12 protein-coding genes are annotated in these 14,899 nt (G+C 68.4%); 7 read left to right on the plus strand and 5 right to left on the minus strand.

Features of this window, described 5'->3' with window-relative positions:
- Positions 1-93: 93 nt before the first annotated feature.
- Both J4030_RS11045 and J4030_RS11050 read left to right on the plus strand, forming a co-directional pair.
- A complete protein-coding gene (locus J4030_RS11045; protein ID WP_208049274.1) occupies positions 94-1,779 on the plus strand; it encodes a DUF885 domain-containing protein in 1,686 nt (561 codons plus the stop codon).
- 49 nt (positions 1,780-1,828) lie between these two features.
- A complete protein-coding gene (locus J4030_RS11050) occupies positions 1,829-3,700 on the plus strand; it encodes a Na+/H+ antiporter (RefSeq protein WP_208049275.1) in 1,872 nt (623 codons plus the stop codon).
- A gap of 69 nt (positions 3,701-3,769) precedes the next feature.
- On the opposite strand, the gene J4030_RS11055 is transcribed toward J4030_RS11050, so the two are convergent.
- On the minus strand, positions 3,770-4,642 hold the full coding sequence (locus J4030_RS11055) for a DUF559 domain-containing protein (RefSeq protein WP_208049276.1): 873 nt from the start codon (positions 4,640-4,642) through the stop codon (positions 3,770-3,772).
- A gap of 147 nt (positions 4,643-4,789) precedes the next feature.
- Between J4030_RS11055 and J4030_RS11060 the strand changes: the two genes are divergently transcribed.
- On the plus strand, positions 4,790-5,425 hold the full coding sequence (locus tag J4030_RS11060) for a nucleoside triphosphate pyrophosphatase (protein ID WP_208049277.1): 636 nt from the start codon (positions 4,790-4,792) through the stop codon (positions 5,423-5,425).
- Positions 5,426-5,484: 59 nt separating this feature from the next.
- Positions 5,485-6,783, plus strand: a complete 1,299-nt coding sequence (locus J4030_RS11065) for an MFS transporter (protein ID WP_208049278.1) — start codon at positions 5,485-5,487, stop codon at positions 6,781-6,783.
- Between the two features lie 15 nt (positions 6,784-6,798).
- Here the strand turns inward: J4030_RS11065 and J4030_RS11070 are convergent, their stop codons facing one another.
- Entirely contained in the window at positions 6,799-8,349 is a 1,551-nt protein-coding gene (locus J4030_RS11070) for an acyl-CoA carboxylase subunit beta (RefSeq protein ID WP_208049279.1), read from the minus strand.
- On the minus strand, positions 8,346-9,527 hold the full coding sequence (locus tag J4030_RS11075) for an acyl-CoA dehydrogenase family protein (RefSeq protein ID WP_208049280.1): 1,182 nt from the start codon (positions 9,525-9,527) through the stop codon (positions 8,346-8,348). The genes J4030_RS11070 and J4030_RS11075 overlap by 4 nt, the downstream gene beginning before the upstream one ends.
- Positions 9,528-9,616: 89 nt before the next feature.
- Between J4030_RS11075 and J4030_RS11080 the strand changes: the two genes are divergently transcribed.
- The 3 genes from J4030_RS11080 to mctP all read left to right on the plus strand — a co-directional run bounded on the left by J4030_RS11080 (position 9,617) and on the right by mctP (position 12,135).
- Complete coding sequence (locus J4030_RS11080) at positions 9,617-10,057, plus strand: MerR family DNA-binding transcriptional regulator (protein ID WP_208049281.1); 441 nt, start codon at positions 9,617-9,619, stop codon at positions 10,055-10,057.
- Between the two features lie 75 nt (positions 10,058-10,132).
- Positions 10,133-10,408 (plus strand): DUF3311 domain-containing protein, encoded by a 276-nt coding sequence (locus J4030_RS18280; protein WP_208049282.1) that lies wholly within the window; start codon positions 10,133-10,135, stop codon positions 10,406-10,408.
- A complete protein-coding gene (gene mctP / locus J4030_RS11090) occupies positions 10,405-12,135 on the plus strand; it encodes a monocarboxylate uptake permease MctP (RefSeq protein ID WP_208049283.1) in 1,731 nt (576 codons plus the stop codon). The genes J4030_RS18280 and mctP overlap by 4 nt, the downstream gene beginning before the upstream one ends.
- 4 nt (positions 12,136-12,139) lie before the next feature.
- Here the strand turns inward: mctP and J4030_RS11095 are convergent, their stop codons facing one another.
- Entirely contained in the window at positions 12,140-13,462 is a 1,323-nt protein-coding gene (locus J4030_RS11095) for an HD-GYP domain-containing protein (RefSeq protein ID WP_208049284.1), read from the minus strand.
- Positions 13,459-14,703, minus strand: a complete 1,245-nt coding sequence (locus tag J4030_RS18530; protein WP_208049285.1) for an HD-GYP domain-containing protein — start codon at positions 14,701-14,703, stop codon at positions 13,459-13,461. The genes J4030_RS11095 and J4030_RS18530 overlap by 4 nt, the downstream gene beginning before the upstream one ends.
- Positions 14,704-14,899: the final 196 nt, after the last annotated feature.

Genomic DNA, 14,899 nt, shown 5'->3' on the forward strand with positions numbered 1-14,899 from the left:
CCGCGCCGTTCAGCAGGTCGCGAGCATCGTGTTCAGGGCTGGGCCGGCGGCGAACCGGACGCCGTCGTCGGTGCCGCGCGATAGCTTGGCCAGATGAGCGAGGACACATCCGCCCGCACGCCCACCACGGTCGACGCCATTGCGGAGGCGCACCACGACGCGTCGATGCGGCTGAGCCCGATCCTCGCCACCGAGCTCGGTGTGCCGGGGTACGACGACCGGCTGGACGACTTCTCACCGGCCGGTCGTGCCGAGGTCGCGGACCAGGCCAGGCACACGTTGGAGGCGCTGGCGACCGCGACCGCGACCGACGAGGTCGACCAGGTGACCATCGCCGCGATGACCGAGCGACTGCAGCTGGAGGTCGAGGAGTTCGAGGCCGGCACGCCCCTGATGTCGCTCAACGTCATCGCGTCGCCGATGCAGGAGGTGCGCGACGTCATCGACCTGATGGGCACCGACAGCGCCGAGGAGCTGGCGACCATCGGTGCGCGGATGAGCGCGATCCCGCAGGCGCTCGACCAGTGGCTGGAGTCGCTGCACGCGGCCGCCGACCGCGGGATGGTGGCGCCGAGGCGCCAGGTCCTGGCGTGCATCCAGCAGACCAAGGACCACACCGCGCAGGACGGCTACTTCACGACCTACGCCGCCGAGCACCCGGCCATCGCCGACCAGGTCGGCGAGGCTGCACGGGCGTACACCGCCGTGGGAGAGCGGCTGAAGGAGGAGATCCTGCCCAAGGCTGCCGAGGCCGACGCGTGCGGACGCGACCTCTATCCCCTGCACTCGCGCCATTTCCTCGGGACCACCGTCGACCTGGAGGAGACCTACGCGTGGGGCCAGGAGGAGCTGGCGCGGATCACCGGTGAGATGGGCAAGGTCGCCGAGCGGATCGCGCCAGGGGCCGGGGTCAAGGGGGCGATGGCCGCGCTCGACGCGGACCCGGCGTACCAGCTGCACGGCACCGCCGAGCTGCGGTCGTGGATGCAGGACAAGGCCGACCGGGCCATCGCCGACCTCGGTGGCACGCACTTCGACATCCCGGAGCCGGTGCGGCGCATCGAGTGCATGATCGCTCCGACCCAGTCCGGCGGCATCTATTACACCGGGCCCAGTGAGGACTTCTCCCGACCCGGGCGGATGTGGTGGTCGGTGCCGAAGGGCGTCGAACAGTTCGGCACCTGGCGGGAGCTCACGACCGTCTACCACGAGGGCGCGCCGGGTCACCATCTGCAGGTCGCGCAGACCATGTACCGATCCGGTCTGCTCAACTCCTGGCGCCGGATGGACGCCTGGACCTCCGGACACGGTGAGGGCTGGGCCCTGTACGCCGAGCGCCTCATGCAGGAGCTGGGCTACCTCGACGACCCGGGCACGCTCATGGGCATGTACGACGCGCAGTCGATGCGGGCGGCGCGCGTCGTCCTCGACATCGGCGTGCACTGCGGGTTCCCGGCACCGGCCGAGGTCGGCGGCGGCGACTGGACCTACGACAAGGCGTGGGCGTTCCTCACCGCGCACTGCGACATGGCCGAGGGGTTCCTGCGCTTCGAGCTCGACCGCTACCTGGGCTGGCCGGGGCAGGCGCCGTCGTACAAGATCGGCGAGCGCATCTGGCTGCAGCTCCGTCAGCAGGCTCAGGACCGCGACGGTGCGTCGTTCGACCTCAAGGCGTTCCACCGCCGGGCGCTGGACATCGGCGGGGTCGGTCTGGACACCTTGCGGCAGGCCGTGCTCGGCACCCTCGGCGGACCGGAGACGGCGCGCACGACCTCCTGAGGTTTCCAGCGCAGCGTCGGCGCGCGCCCGCCCCTGACAGACTTACGGCGTGCATGTCGCCTTCGCCGTCTTCTTCATTGCGATCACCGTGGTGGTGGTGGCGACGATCGCCCGCCGCATCGGCACGTCGGCCCCGCTGTTGCTGGTCGCGGTCGGCGCCGCGTACTCCCTGCTGCCCAGCGTCCATCCGATCCAGATCGACCCGGAGCTGATCCTCTTCGGGTTCCTTCCACCACTGCTCTTCGCGGCGGCGTCGAGTACGTCGCTGGTCGACATCGGCCGGGACAAACGCCAGATCCTGGGGTTGTCGATCCTGGCGGTGCTGTTCACCGCCTTCGGGGTCGGCCTGGTCGCCTGGAAGCTGCTGGACGTGCCGTTCGCGGCAGCCCTGGCGCTCGGCGCGATCGTGGCGCCGCCGGACGCCGTCGCGGCGACGGCGATCGCCCGACGCATCGGGCTGCCACGCCGCGTCGTACTCATCCTGGAAGGTGAGTCGCTCCTCAACGACGCCACGGCGCTCAGCACGGTCAACATCGCCAAGCTGCTCATCGGCGGCGCGACCCTCACCTGGTACGGCGTCACCTGGGACGCCATCCTCGCCTCGGTCGGTGGGGTGCTGGTCGGGTACATCGCCTACCGGGTCATCGCCGAGGTGCGCAAGCACATCCAGGACACCATCACCAGCGTCGCCCTGTCGTTCCTCACTCCCTGGGTGGCCTACCTGCCCGCCGAGGAGATCCACGCGTCGGGCGTGGTCGCCGTCGTGGTGGCAGGCCTGCTGCTCGCCCATGACGCGCCGCTGATCCAGACCGCGCAGTCGCGAGTCTCCGAACGGATCAACTGGGCGTCGATCACGTTCATGCTGGAGAACACCGTCTTCCTGCTGATCGGTCTGCAGGTCTACTCGATCATCAACGGCATCACCAATTCCCGGCTCGGCGTGGTCAAGGTGGTGCTCATCAGCCTCGTGGTGCTGATCACCGTGATAGTCCTGCGCCCGATCTATCTGGCGATCTGGCAGTTCGTGAACCGCTTCGTGGACTTCGAGCAACCGCAGCTCACCGTGCGGGAGGCGCTGGTCGCGTCCTGGGCCGGCATGCGGGGCGTGGTGACGATCGCCGCGGCGTTCCTGCTGCCCGAGGACACCCCCGAGCGCGACGCCATCATCTTCACCGCCCTCGTCGTGACCGTGGGCACGCTTCTGCTGCAGGGCTTCTCGCTCGGCTGGGTTGCTGGGCGGCTCGGCCTGCACGCGCCCGATCCGCGGGAGGACGCGCTCCAACAGGCCCAGCTCGTCCAGGCGGCCGTGACCGCGGGACGGGCACGGCTCGGCGAGATCATGCAGGAGGAGGACGACCTGCCCGACGAGATCGTGCAGCAGCTGCGTCAACAGGGTGACCGGCGCGCGAACCTGGTCTGGGAGCGGCTCGGGGGCGGGCTGCAGGTGGAGACACCGACGCAGACCTACCGCCGGCTACGGATGCAGATGCTGCAGTCCGAACGCGCCAAGGTGCTGCACATGCGCGACAAGGGTGTGATGGACCACGTGGTGCTGGACGAGGCGATGCAGTACCTGGACGTCGAGGAGTCCACCATCGCCGTCTCTGAGGACCGTACGCAGCAGATCCGACGCGAGCTGCTGCTCACCCCCGAGTCGCGCACCTTCGAGTGCGACCACCTCGAGGCCGCGCCGGTCGCGGTCGACCCGCAGACGCCCGAGGGCTGCCCGGACTGCGCCCGGGAGGGCACTCAGCCGGTGCACCTTCGACTGTGCCTCAACTGCGGCAACGTCGGGTGCTGCGACTCCTCGGTCGGGTCGCACGCCGACCGGCACTTCCGCAACTCCGGGCACCCGGTGATGCGCTCCTTCGAGCCCGGCGAGGGCTGGCGCTGGTGCTACGTCGACAAGCGCCTCGGCTGACCCCCCACCTTTGCTGAGATCCGGGTTTGCCCCGATCCGAACGCTCGCGCACCCTCTCAAGTCGGGATCTCACGGGCGACACATCATCCGAGTCAGCCGCGTGCGCAGCTCATTCGCCCCAGCGCCCAGATCGCGCGCGGTGATCACGACGACGCGGTACCCGGCGTCCTCCAATTGAGCTGCTCGGGTCAGATCCTTGCTCCACGAACTTTCGTGCACCGCGCCGTAGTACTCGGCCACCACCTGGTTCGACCGCCACAGGAAGTCCACTCGCGCCAACCAGCCGCCCCACCGGTCGAACACGTCGACGTTGAGCTCGGGTTCGGGCAGACACCAGCGGCCTAGGAGCAGTCGCGTCCGGGTCTCACCGGGCGAGGCACTCCCGGCCCGAACAAGCGGCAACGCCGACCGCGCAGCGACCCGGCCGCGTCTGCCCGGGTGCACCCGAAGCGCGCCTTCGAGTTGAGCGATGCCGCTCAGCGAGCGATAACAGAGGTCGTCAGCTGCGACCACGAGGTCGTCGACCACCATGCCAGCCGACAGGTCACACCACGTCGCGGCAGGCTCGGTGACGGGGAGCCCCGCGGGACACCGCATCGTGGGTCTGTCCCCGTAATGCACCACCACCCCGTCGCGGACGAAGGTGTTGGCGCCGGCCGGAAGGGTGACGTGCAGGCTCTTGGCTTCCTCGAGCAGACGCGGCAGCGGAATTCCCCACAGCAGCGCGGCCGACGCGTGGCTGAATGCCGCCGTCTCGGGCAGGACGGTCAGCAGCGCGCGCGCCCGCGAGATCAGGTCCAGTGCCGGGGAGGTCGTTCGCACACCGCGGAACGGACTGGTGAGGTCGCCCGCTTCCAGCCGCTTGAGGCTCACCCCGGCGTCGATGGCCTGCGCCCGGGAGAAGACTTCCCCGAGCTCGGCAGGCAACGGACGTCGGCGCATGAGGTGAGAGTGCCAAGAATGGGCGATCGACCCGTGGACTCATCCACAGGCACTAGCTCAGTTCCGGCCTTGACGCGATGTTCGGTCCACCACACCCTCCCGAATCCGGATCTCAGCTCGATCTCGGCGGGTAGGTAGGGTCGCGGGGTGCGTCTCGTGCTGGCCTCGGCCTCCCCCGCCCGCCTCGCCACCCTGCGCTCGGCCGGCGTCGAGCCTCGGGTCGTGGTGTCCGGCGTCGACGAACCGGCCGTCGTCGCGAGCGCGCGCTCGGCGTACGCCGATCTCGAACCCGCCGATGTCGCGCTCCTGCTCGCTCGGGCCAAGTGCGAGGACGTGAGCAGCCGCGAAGATGTCACGGACTGCGTTGTGCTGGGCTGCGATTCGGTCCTCGAGATGGACGGCCGGGAGTACGGGAAGCCAGGTGACGCGGACACTGCGATCGCGCGCTGGCGAGCCATGCGGGGTCGCGAGGGTGTGCTGCACACCGGCCACTGGCTCATCGACGAACGCGCCGAATCCACGGGCGCGACCTTCGGCGTGACCTGCTCGACCGTCGTCCATTTCGCCGACCTCAGCGACGCCGAGATCGACGCGTACGTCGCCACCGGCGAACCGCTGTCGGTCGCCGGCGGATTCACGGTGGACGGTCTCGGGGGCGCGTACGTCACGGCCATCGAGGGCGACTTCCACAACGTCGTGGGCGTCAGCCTCACCACCCTCCGCGAGATGCTCGGGCAGCTCGAGGTGGCATGGCATGAGCTGTGGAGCGCGCCCCACCGATGAGACGCAGGCCACTGCGATGAGTACGGTGCACAGACAACCGATGTTCTAGGGAGCCACGGATGTCCGATGCAGCAACAGCGCCCGTCAGGGTGAAACTCACCTCGGATCAACGCAGTTCGTTCGCTGCGGCCTACCTCGGGTGGGCCATGGACGCGTTCGACTACTTCATCGTGGTGCTCATCTACGCCGACATCGCCAAGGACTTCCACAAGACCCTCGGTGAGATGGCGTTCATCACGACGATGACGCTGATCATGCGCCCCGTCGGAGCGTTCCTCTTCGGGCTGTGGGCCGACCGCTCCGGGCGTCGCCTGCCACTGATCGTCGACGTCGTCTTCTACTCCGTCGTCGGATTCGCTTGCGCCTTCGTGCCGAACAATGCGTTCTGGCTGCTGATCGGCCTGCGGATGCTCTACGGCATCGGCATGGGTGGCGAGTGGGGCCTCGGTGCCGCGCTGGCCATGGAGAAGATCCCGGCCGAACGCCGCGGCTTCTTCTCGGGGCTGCTGCAGGGCGGCTACTCGATGGGCTACCTCTTCGCCGCGCTGGCAGCCCTCGTGGTGACCGGATGGCTGGACCTGTCCTGGCGGTGGATGTTCGCGCTGTCGATCATCCCGGCGCTGATCAGCCTCATCATCCGCTCGCGGGTGCAGGAGTCCGAGGTCTGGGAGTCCGCGCAGAAGCGGGTCAAGCAGAGCAACACCTCGGTGCGCCAGATCTTCGCCAACCCGACCATCTGGAAGCGGTTCGTCTTCCTGGTGCTGCTGATGACGGCGTTCAACTGGATGAGCCACGGCACCCAGGACCTCTACCCGACGTTCCTCAAGGCGAGCAACGACGGGGGTCTGGGCTTCAGCAAGAGTGCGGCGACCTGGATCGCGGTCATCTACAACATCGGCGCCATCGCCGGCGGTGCGATCGCCGGGATGCTGTCCGAGCGCTACGGCCGCAAGGCGCTGATCATCGCGTGCGCGATCCTCGGGCTGCCCGTCGTGCCGCTCTTCGCGTACTCCACCAGCCTCGGCCTGATCATCCTCGGCTCGTTCCTGATGCAGGTCATGGTGCAGGGCGCGTGGGGTGTGATCCCCGCGCACCTGACCGAGCTCTCGCCGGATGAGATCCGCGGGTTCTACCCCGGCGTCACCTACCAGCTCGGCAACTGCCTGGCGGCGTTCAACCTGCCGATCCAGCAGTCCCTGGCGTCCTCACACGGCTACGCGTTCGCGCTGTCCGTGACGATCGTGCCCGTCTTGATCGCGGTCATCCTGTTGACGCTGATCGGCTCGGAACGCAAGGGGATCAGCTTCGGCACCTCGAGGACGGCGTTGGCAGGGGCGGGCGCGCAGCAACCCGCCTGAGGCGGGCGCGGCGGGTCAGACCGGTGGGATGGCGCGCCGGCGCTCGGTGAACGACCGGTCCCGGCGTACGGCGTAGCGCAGGCGGGCCAGCAGCTCACCGCGCAGGTCCTCGGCTTCCACCACGCCGTCGACGACCAGGTCCGCCGCCAGACGCTGGATGTCGACGTCCTCGAGGTACTCCTCGCGCTTCTCGCGCACGAACTCCTCACGCGCGGAGTCGGATTCGAGCGCAGCGATCTTGCCGGCGTACACCGCGTTGACCGCGGCCTCCGGGCCCATCACCGCGATGCGCGCCGTGGGCAGGGCGAGGGTCGCATCGGGTCCGAAGCCGGGGCCGCCCATCGCGTAGAGGCCGGCGCCGTACGCCTTGCGCACCACGACGCAGAACTGCGGCACGGTCGCCTCGGAGACTGCGGAGACCATCTTGGCGCCGTGCCGGATGATGCCGCCGCGTTCGACCTCCGAGCCGATCATGAAGCCCGGCACGTCCGCGAGATAGATCAGCGGGATGGAGTACGCGTCGCACGTCCAGATGAAGCGCGCGGCCTTGTCGGCGCTGTCGGTGAAGAGCACGCCGCCCTTCACCGCGGAGTTGTTCGCCACGAATCCGACGGTGCGGCCGTCCATCCGCCCGAACCCGACGACGAGCTCGGGCGCGAAGAGGGGCTTGATCTCGAAGAACGAGTCCTCGTCGACAAGGCCGTCGATGACGTCGTGCACGTCGAACGGCTGGCTCTCGATCTCGGGGACGGTGTCGGAATCCAGTTGAGCGACAGGGGCTTCCGCGGCGTACGACGGCGGCTCGTCACGCCAGGTCGAGGGCATGTACGAGAAGTACAGCTTCGCGAGCTCGATGGCCTCGGTGTCGTCCTCGACCAGCAGGTCGCCGACTCCGCTGACGGTGCAGTGCATCCGCGCGCCGCCCATCTCTTCCAGCGACACCCGCTCGCCGACGACCATCTCGGCCATCCGCGGGCTGCCCAGGTACATCGAGGCGTTGCCCTCGACCATGATCAGCACGTCGGTGAAGCTCGGGATGTACGCGCCGCCGGCGGCCGACGGTCCGAAGAGGCAGCAGATCTGCGGCACCCGACCGGACAGCGCCACCTGGTTGTGGAAGATCCGCCCGGCGCCGCGACGGCCCGGGAAGAGTTGGACCTGGTCGGTGATCCGAGCGCCCGCGGAGTCGACGAACCAGAAGATCGGCAGTTCCTCGCGCAGGGCCATCTCGGTGGCCCGCACGATCTTCTCCACCGTCCGAGCCCCCCACGAGCCCGCCTTCACGGTCGGGTCGTTGGCCACCACGATGGCCGCCCGCCCGTCGACGGTGCCCCGACCGGTGACCACGCCGTCGGCGGGCAGACCCGCTGCGGTCGAGTTCGCGTAGCGGCCGTCCTCGACGAACGAGCCCTCGTCGAAGAGCAGCGCGATGCGTTCGCGCACATACAGTTTCGACTGACGATCCAGCTTCGCGCGCGCCGCCTCGGTGGGCTCGGCCGCCGCGTCGTACGCCGCGCGCAGCCGCTTCCGGGCGTCCTGGACGCGCGGGTCGGTGGGGTGCGTCACGCCGGCAGACCCAGACCGCGGGCGATGACCATGCGCTGCACCTCGGAGGTGCCCTCGCCGATCTCCAGGATCTTCGCGTCGCGATAGAAGCGCGCGACGGGGTACTCCTCCATGAAGCCGTTGCCGCCGAAGATCTGGGTGGCGGTCCGGGTGGCCACCACGGCCGCTTCGGTGGAGTAGAGCTTGGCGATGGCTGCGGCCTGCTTGACCTCGGCGACGGATCGGCGGCCGGCCTCCTGCTCGTCCTTCAGCCAGGCTGCCTTGTAGGTCAGCAGCCGGGCCGCCTCGACGGACGTCGCCAGATCGGCGAGTTGGAAGGAGACGCCCTGGTTGACCCCGATCGGGCGGCCGAAGCTCGTGCGGGTCTTGGCGTAGTCCGTCGCCAGCTCCAGACACGCCTGCGCGCATCCGAGCGCGAGGGCCGAGATGGCGATCCGGCCGTCGTCGAGGATCTTCAGGAACTGACGGAACCCCTGTCCCCGCTCCCCCAGCAGGTTCTCCTCCGGTACGACGCAGTCGGTGAAGGTCAGGCCGTGGGTGTCGGAGATGTGCCAGCCGAGCTTGTCGTACGGCTTCTCCGCGGTGAAGCCGGGAGTCCCGGACGGGACCATGATCGCGCTGATCTCCGGTCGCCCGTCCGCAGCCGTTCCGGTGCGCGCGGTGACGGTGACCACGGAGGTGCGGTCCGTGCCGGAGTTGGTGATGAACGCCTTGGCGCCGTTGATCGTCCATGATCCGTCGGCCAGCGTCGCCTTCGTGCGGCTCGCGCCCGCGTCGGAGCCGGCGTCCGGCTCGGTCAGGCCGAAGCCCGCCAGCGTGCGACCGGCGACCAGGTCGGGCAGGAAGGTCTGCTTCTGCTCTTCCGTGCCGTAGCTCAGGATCGGGTTGATGCCGAGGCCGACCCCTGCCGACAGCGTGATGCCGATCGACTGGTCCACCCTGCCCAGTTCCTCGATGGCGAGGCACAGGTAGGTGAAGCCGCCGTGCTCGAGCCCGGCGCCGCCGTACTCCTGCGGCACGACCAGACCGAAGAGCCCGAGCTCGCCCAGCTGGGGCATGAGGTCGGACGGGAAGTGGTGTTCGCGGTCCCACCGGGCGACGTGCGGCGCGACCTTGTCGGCCGCGAAATCGCGCACAGCGTGACGGAAGTCGTCGTGGTCCTTGGTGAGCTCGAACATCGGCTGCCTCTCGTGAAGGGCGTTCGGCGCGTCGAGCCGGGTCGTCGACGCACTTGACGTCGACGTAAACGTAAAGCACGCTCACCGTCATGACAACTCGCGAGCGCACGTGGTCGATCGCCGAGCTCGCCGCCGAATTCGAGGTCACCCACCGCACCTTGCGGCACTACGAGGAGCTCGGCCTGATCGCCCCCGAACGCCGAGGCACCACAAGGGTGTTCAGCAAGCGCGACCGCACCCGGTTGGCGTTGATCCTGCGCGGCCGCCGCCTGGGCTTCCCGTTGGAGGAGATCCGCAGGATCGTCGACATGTACGACGACCAGCCGGGTCGGGTGGGTCAGCTGCGGTATCTGCTCGGCCAGATCAGCGACCGCCGGGCCGATCTGGAGGCACGCCGACGGGACATCGAGGATTCGCTGGCGGAACTGGCCGAACTGGAGCGGCGGTGCGAGACCGACCTCGCGACGCTGCGCGGGAATCGGGCGGTGCCGGCCCGGTCACAGGACACGCCCAGCCGGACTTCAGTGTGATCCGGCTCACGCGATAGTTTGCGGGCACGAGCCGACGGGACCAGGACCGTCGTGTGCGGCAACAGGAGGTCTCCCGTGTCCCACCAACCGGAATCGCAGAACGGTGCGCCGCCCGCAAACCGGGGGCTGCAGGTGCTGGCGGGAGCCCTGCTTGCCGTCCCCATGCTGGCGCTGATCCCGGTCGGCTGGTACTCCCGACGCTCCCCCGAACTCGGCGGGTTCCCGTTCTTCGTCTGGTACCAGATGATGTGGGTCTTCCTCTGCGCCGCGTTCACGTACTCCGCCTACCTCGTCTCGCTGCGCGCCCGGCCGCACCGCCCGATGGCCCGCGACGAACGGGGTGAGGCATGACCACGCTCTCCCCGCTGTCAGTGCTCCACTCCGCCGCCGACCCCTCGCGCCCGAACACCGGCGTCAACGGAGTCGCGCTCACGGTGCTGATCGTGATCTTCGTGATCGTCGCCGTGATGGGATTCATGGCCGCCCGTTGGAGGCGCGCGGCTTCGATGGACAGCCTGGAGGAGTGGGGCCTCGGCGGTCGATCCTTCGGCACCTGGGTCACCTGGTTCCTGCTCGGCGGCGACCTCTACACGGCGTACACGTTCGTCGCCGTCCCTGCGGCGATGTTCGCAACCGGTGCGGTGGCCGGCTTCTTCGCGGTCCCCTACACGATCGTGGCCTACCCGATCATCTTCTTCTTCATGTCGCGGCTGTGGTCGGTCAGCCACCGGCGCGGTTACGTCACCTCCGCCGACTTCGTGCGCGGCCGTTACGGATCGCGCGGGCTGTCTCTCGCCATCGCGGTGACGGGATTCGTCGCGACGATGCCGTACATCGCGCTGCAACTGGTCGGCATCCAGGCGGTCCTGGAAGTGGCCGGGATCGGTGGCAGCGGCAACTGGCTGGCGAAGGATCTGCCCTTGTTGATCGCCTTCGCGGTCCTCGCGGCGTACACCTACACCAGCGGCCTGCGGGCACCGGCGATCATCGCCTTCGTCAAGGACGCGCTGATCTACCTGGTCATCGTCGTCGCGGTCATCTACCTGCCGACCAAGGTCGGCGGCTGGGGTCACATCTTCGACGCGGCCGACACCAAGATGCATGCGGCCAACAAGGTCACCGGAAAGCCGAACGGTTCGACCCTCGTCGCGCCGAAACAGCAGTGGGCCTACGTGACGCTGGCGTTCGGATCCGCGCTGGCTCTGTTCATGTACCCCCACTCCATCACCGCGAGCCTGTCGGCCAAGAGCCGGAACACCATCCGGCGTAACGCCGCCATCCTGCCGGCGTACTCCTTCCTGTTGGCGCTCCTGGCGTTGCTCGGGTGGGTCGCGATCGCCGCCAAGACCACCCCGATCGGCGCCGACGGCAAGCCGAACGCCCAACTGGTGATCCCGCAGCTGTTCGAGGACCAGTTCCCCAGCTGGTTCGCGGGAATCGCCTTCGCGGCCATCGCAGTCGGCGCACTGGTACCGGCGGCGATCATGTCGATCGCGGCGGCCAACACCTTCACCCGCAACATCTACAAGGAGTGGCTGCGCCCGGACGCGTCACCCAAGCACGAGGCGCAGGTCTCGAAGATCGCCTCCCTCGTGGTGAAGGTCTTCGCGGTCGGTTTCGTCCTGACGATGGACAAGCAGAACGCCATCAACCTGCAGCTGCTCGGCGGGATCTGGATCCTGCAGACGTTCCCGGCCATCGTGTTCGGCCTCTACACCCGCTGGTTCCACCGCTGGGCGCTCCTGATCGGCTGGGCGTTGGCGATGGCCTATGGCACCTGGTCGGCGTACGGCGTCGCGAACCCGGCCACCAAGGTGGCGCACTTCGGCGGTTCGACGGCCGACATCCCGATCATCGGCAAGCTGGGCTACATCGCCTTCACCGCGCTCATCATCAACATCGTCGTGTCTGCCGTGCTGACGGTGGTCCTCGAGCGGTTCGTCCCGCGCGGCCACGACGAGACCATCGTGGGCGACTACTTCGCGGACGCCGACGACCCGCGCGTCGCCGCCTACGACCCCGAGCCGTACGACGACGCCGCGCTGGGCGGTGGGGGTCCGACCAGGTCGTCCACCTAGGCGGTCAGCGCAGGATGCTGCGCACTTCGTCGGAGCGGCCCGAGACGCGCTGCAGGGCCGAGACGACGGCCGGGTCGTACTCGTAGCCGAGGCCCAGGGACAGACGCTCGAAGGCGGCGTCCTCCATGATCGAGTTTCCCGACGTCAGGTCGTCGAAGGCGTTGCACACCTTGATGATGCGAGAGGCCACCGGGACGTTCTCGCCAAGTTCGCGGACCTGTCGGTACTGGACCGTCTGTGCCTCGATGATGACGGCGATGTCGTCCAGCACACCACTGCGCCGGACGATCGAACCGCCCTCCTGGGCGATGCTCAACTGATCCAGCGGGGCCGCCTCGACGGTGGCGCCACCGGGGATCGGCGCGCTGAGCGAGACCTGGCCGATGTCGTGCAGGAGCGCGGCGTCCTCGAGCAGGATCAGCTCCTGCTCGGTCAGCCTCATCCGCTCACCCACCCGGCGCGCGAGGTCCGCGACCCGCGCCGAGTGGCCCGGGCGGGTGTACCCCGCGACGTCGGTCATCGTCGACAGCGCAGCGATCGTCTGTCGTCGTTCGCGTTGCACGCTGTACGCGCGGCGCAGCGCCGAGCGGGCGAGCACCAGGGGCATCACGACCAGGGGCACGGCCCACAAGGAGAGCGACTGCAACCCGATGGCCATGGCGATCCCGGTCGACAGGGCCGCACCGTAGATCGGGCCCAGGTCTCGCAGGGTCTCTGCCAGGAACGCTCCGAGCGTGCGGATCGGGCTGACGAGAAGCCCCACCATGATCAGCTCCCCGAAGACTGGGAGCAGGGCGGCCACGGTCATCACGCAGACGGCCTTCCACCGCTGCGAATCCCACTCCGAGTACATCTCCGCACTGGTGTCCCCGCCCCAGATCGGCAACCACCGGTAGAGCACCGACACGAGCGACACGGTGACCACAGGCACCGCCACCGCGATCGAGCGGCTGGTGGTGCCCTGCCAGGCGCGTCGCAGACCGACGCCGCCGATGTAGCCGATCGCCGCACAGACGATCGCGGTGGACGGCGCGTAGGTCACCGGCGCTTGAACCGGTCGGCTGGAGGCCAGGGCCAGCGCGACGGACGATGCGGTCGCTAGTGGCGCGATCGCACGGGCCCGCCCGATCTGCACGGGTAATGCCGAACCAAGGGCGATGGCGACTGTCAGGGTGGCGAGGATCGCCGCGTCCCAGCCCGGTATCCGAGCACCGGAGATTGCGGTGCTCACGACCCGCACGGAGGCGGCGAACAGGATGACGCCGGCGAGGATGACCCACACGAGGCGCAGCCTCCACCGCAGGACACCGGGCTGGCGGAGCTTCATGGCTGTGACCGGGCGGAGGCGAACATCGCCGAGACCCACGGCAGGTGCGGGTCGACGCCGGGGACCGGCTGAGGAGGCTGACGGGCGATCAGGACGCGCAGGGACTCGACCGCGCGCGGGTGTGCACGCACGAGGGCTTCCACAGCTTCGGCATCGAACTGCTGGTGGGCGAGGGGGCGCAGTGCGTCCAGACTGCGCTCGGCGACGGCGTCGAGGTGCTCGCCACTCACGTCGGGATCCGCGGCCATCAGTGCACAATAGGCGTCCGCGACGGCCAGGATCCTGGCCAGGATAGGGATCTGGTCGCCTTCGAGACCGGAGGGATAGCCGTTGCCGTCCCAGCGCTCGTGATGGTGCCCGACGGCGACGATGGCATCGGACAGGAAGTCGATGCCCTGCAGCATGCGCACCCCCTGTTGCGGATGGGCCTTGATCCAGCGCAGCTCTTTACCGGTGAGTCGCTCGCCCGGCGTGTGCGCTGCCGGGGCGACCAGGCCGATGTCGTGCAGCAGGGCTGCGTACTGCAGAGACTGCATCAGCGATGAGGAGAGCCGCAGCTCCAGGCCGATCTCACGGGAGACCGCGTCCACCCACGCGCTACGGCCGTGCAGCATCGGCTGGCTGGCCTGCGCGGCGGCGACCAGGGTCTCGACCGTCCGCAGGTGCGCGTCGTTCTCCTCCGCCTGTAACGCCACCGACCACTGCGCGATAAGGAGGGGGGCGACGATCGGCAGGATGCTGATCGCGCCGAGACCCGCCGACGCCCACAGGACGGCGAGTACCAAGGCAATGACCGGATAGAAGGGGTACGGCGCCCATGCGTTGAGAACTGCTTCGCGGACAGTCACCCAGAAAGACTGGTGCTCCGCCAACGCAAGCATCCCGCTGAGACACAGAACGTTTAGCCCGAACTGCACGACCGTCGCGATCAGCAGTGGTATGAGCACGTGGACGATGAGTGCAGCCGCATCTGCCGATCCAGGGATAGGTGAATAACCGCCAAAGATCGAATAGGCCGCTGCTCCGGCGATGGCGCAGATACCAATGGTCGCGGTGTTGAACGTGCGCGCAATCAATGGGGTGTCGGAGGTAAGCAACAGAGCGGTGCTACAGACTGCCACGATCGCACTCCCGTACATGCCCGACAGCGGCAATGCTGTCAGCACGACGACAGTGGTGAGTGAAAGAGATTGTGTGCGCCTGATGCGACCGAGGTTTGATTCAGCAATAACACCGATCACAGCAAGGCAAAAAACTGGGAACCACGACGGGGACCTCACTACCGACAGTGAGAGCCTGCTGGCCACGACGCACCCAGATACTGCGGCTAGCGACAGGCCAGCTATCAGGACCCGTTGACTGCTCAGCAGCCTGTAACTGCGGTCTGCCACGTTCACCCTCCGACAGGCAATCCGTCGGCTCTAATCGACAGCTAAG

The organism is Allobranchiibius sp. CTAmp26 (genome assembly GCF_017565405.1).
Taxonomy (GTDB): Bacteria; Actinomycetota; Actinomycetes; order Actinomycetales; family Dermatophilaceae; genus Allobranchiibius.

Excerpts from the sequence above, each read along its gene's own strand:
- J4030_RS11045 (WP_208049274.1), top strand. The coding sequence starts at position 94 with ATGAGCGAGGACACATCCGCCCGCACGCCCACCACGGTCGACGCCATT.
- J4030_RS11055 (WP_208049276.1), bottom strand. The coding sequence starts at position 4,642 with ATGCGCCGACGTCCGTTGCCTGCCGAGCTCGGGGAAGTCTTCTCCCGG.
- J4030_RS11065 (WP_208049278.1), top strand. The coding sequence starts at position 5,485 with ATGTCCGATGCAGCAACAGCGCCCGTCAGGGTGAAACTCACCTCGGAT.
- J4030_RS11075 (WP_208049280.1), bottom strand. The coding sequence starts at position 9,527 with ATGTTCGAGCTCACCAAGGACCACGACGACTTCCGTCACGCTGTGCGC.
- J4030_RS11080 (WP_208049281.1), top strand. The coding sequence starts at position 9,617 with ATGACAACTCGCGAGCGCACGTGGTCGATCGCCGAGCTCGCCGCCGAA.
- mctP (WP_208049283.1), top strand. The coding sequence starts at position 10,405 with ATGACCACGCTCTCCCCGCTGTCAGTGCTCCACTCCGCCGCCGACCCC.
- J4030_RS11095 (WP_208049284.1), bottom strand. The coding sequence starts at position 13,462 with ATGAAGCTCCGCCAGCCCGGTGTCCTGCGGTGGAGGCTGCGCCTCGTG.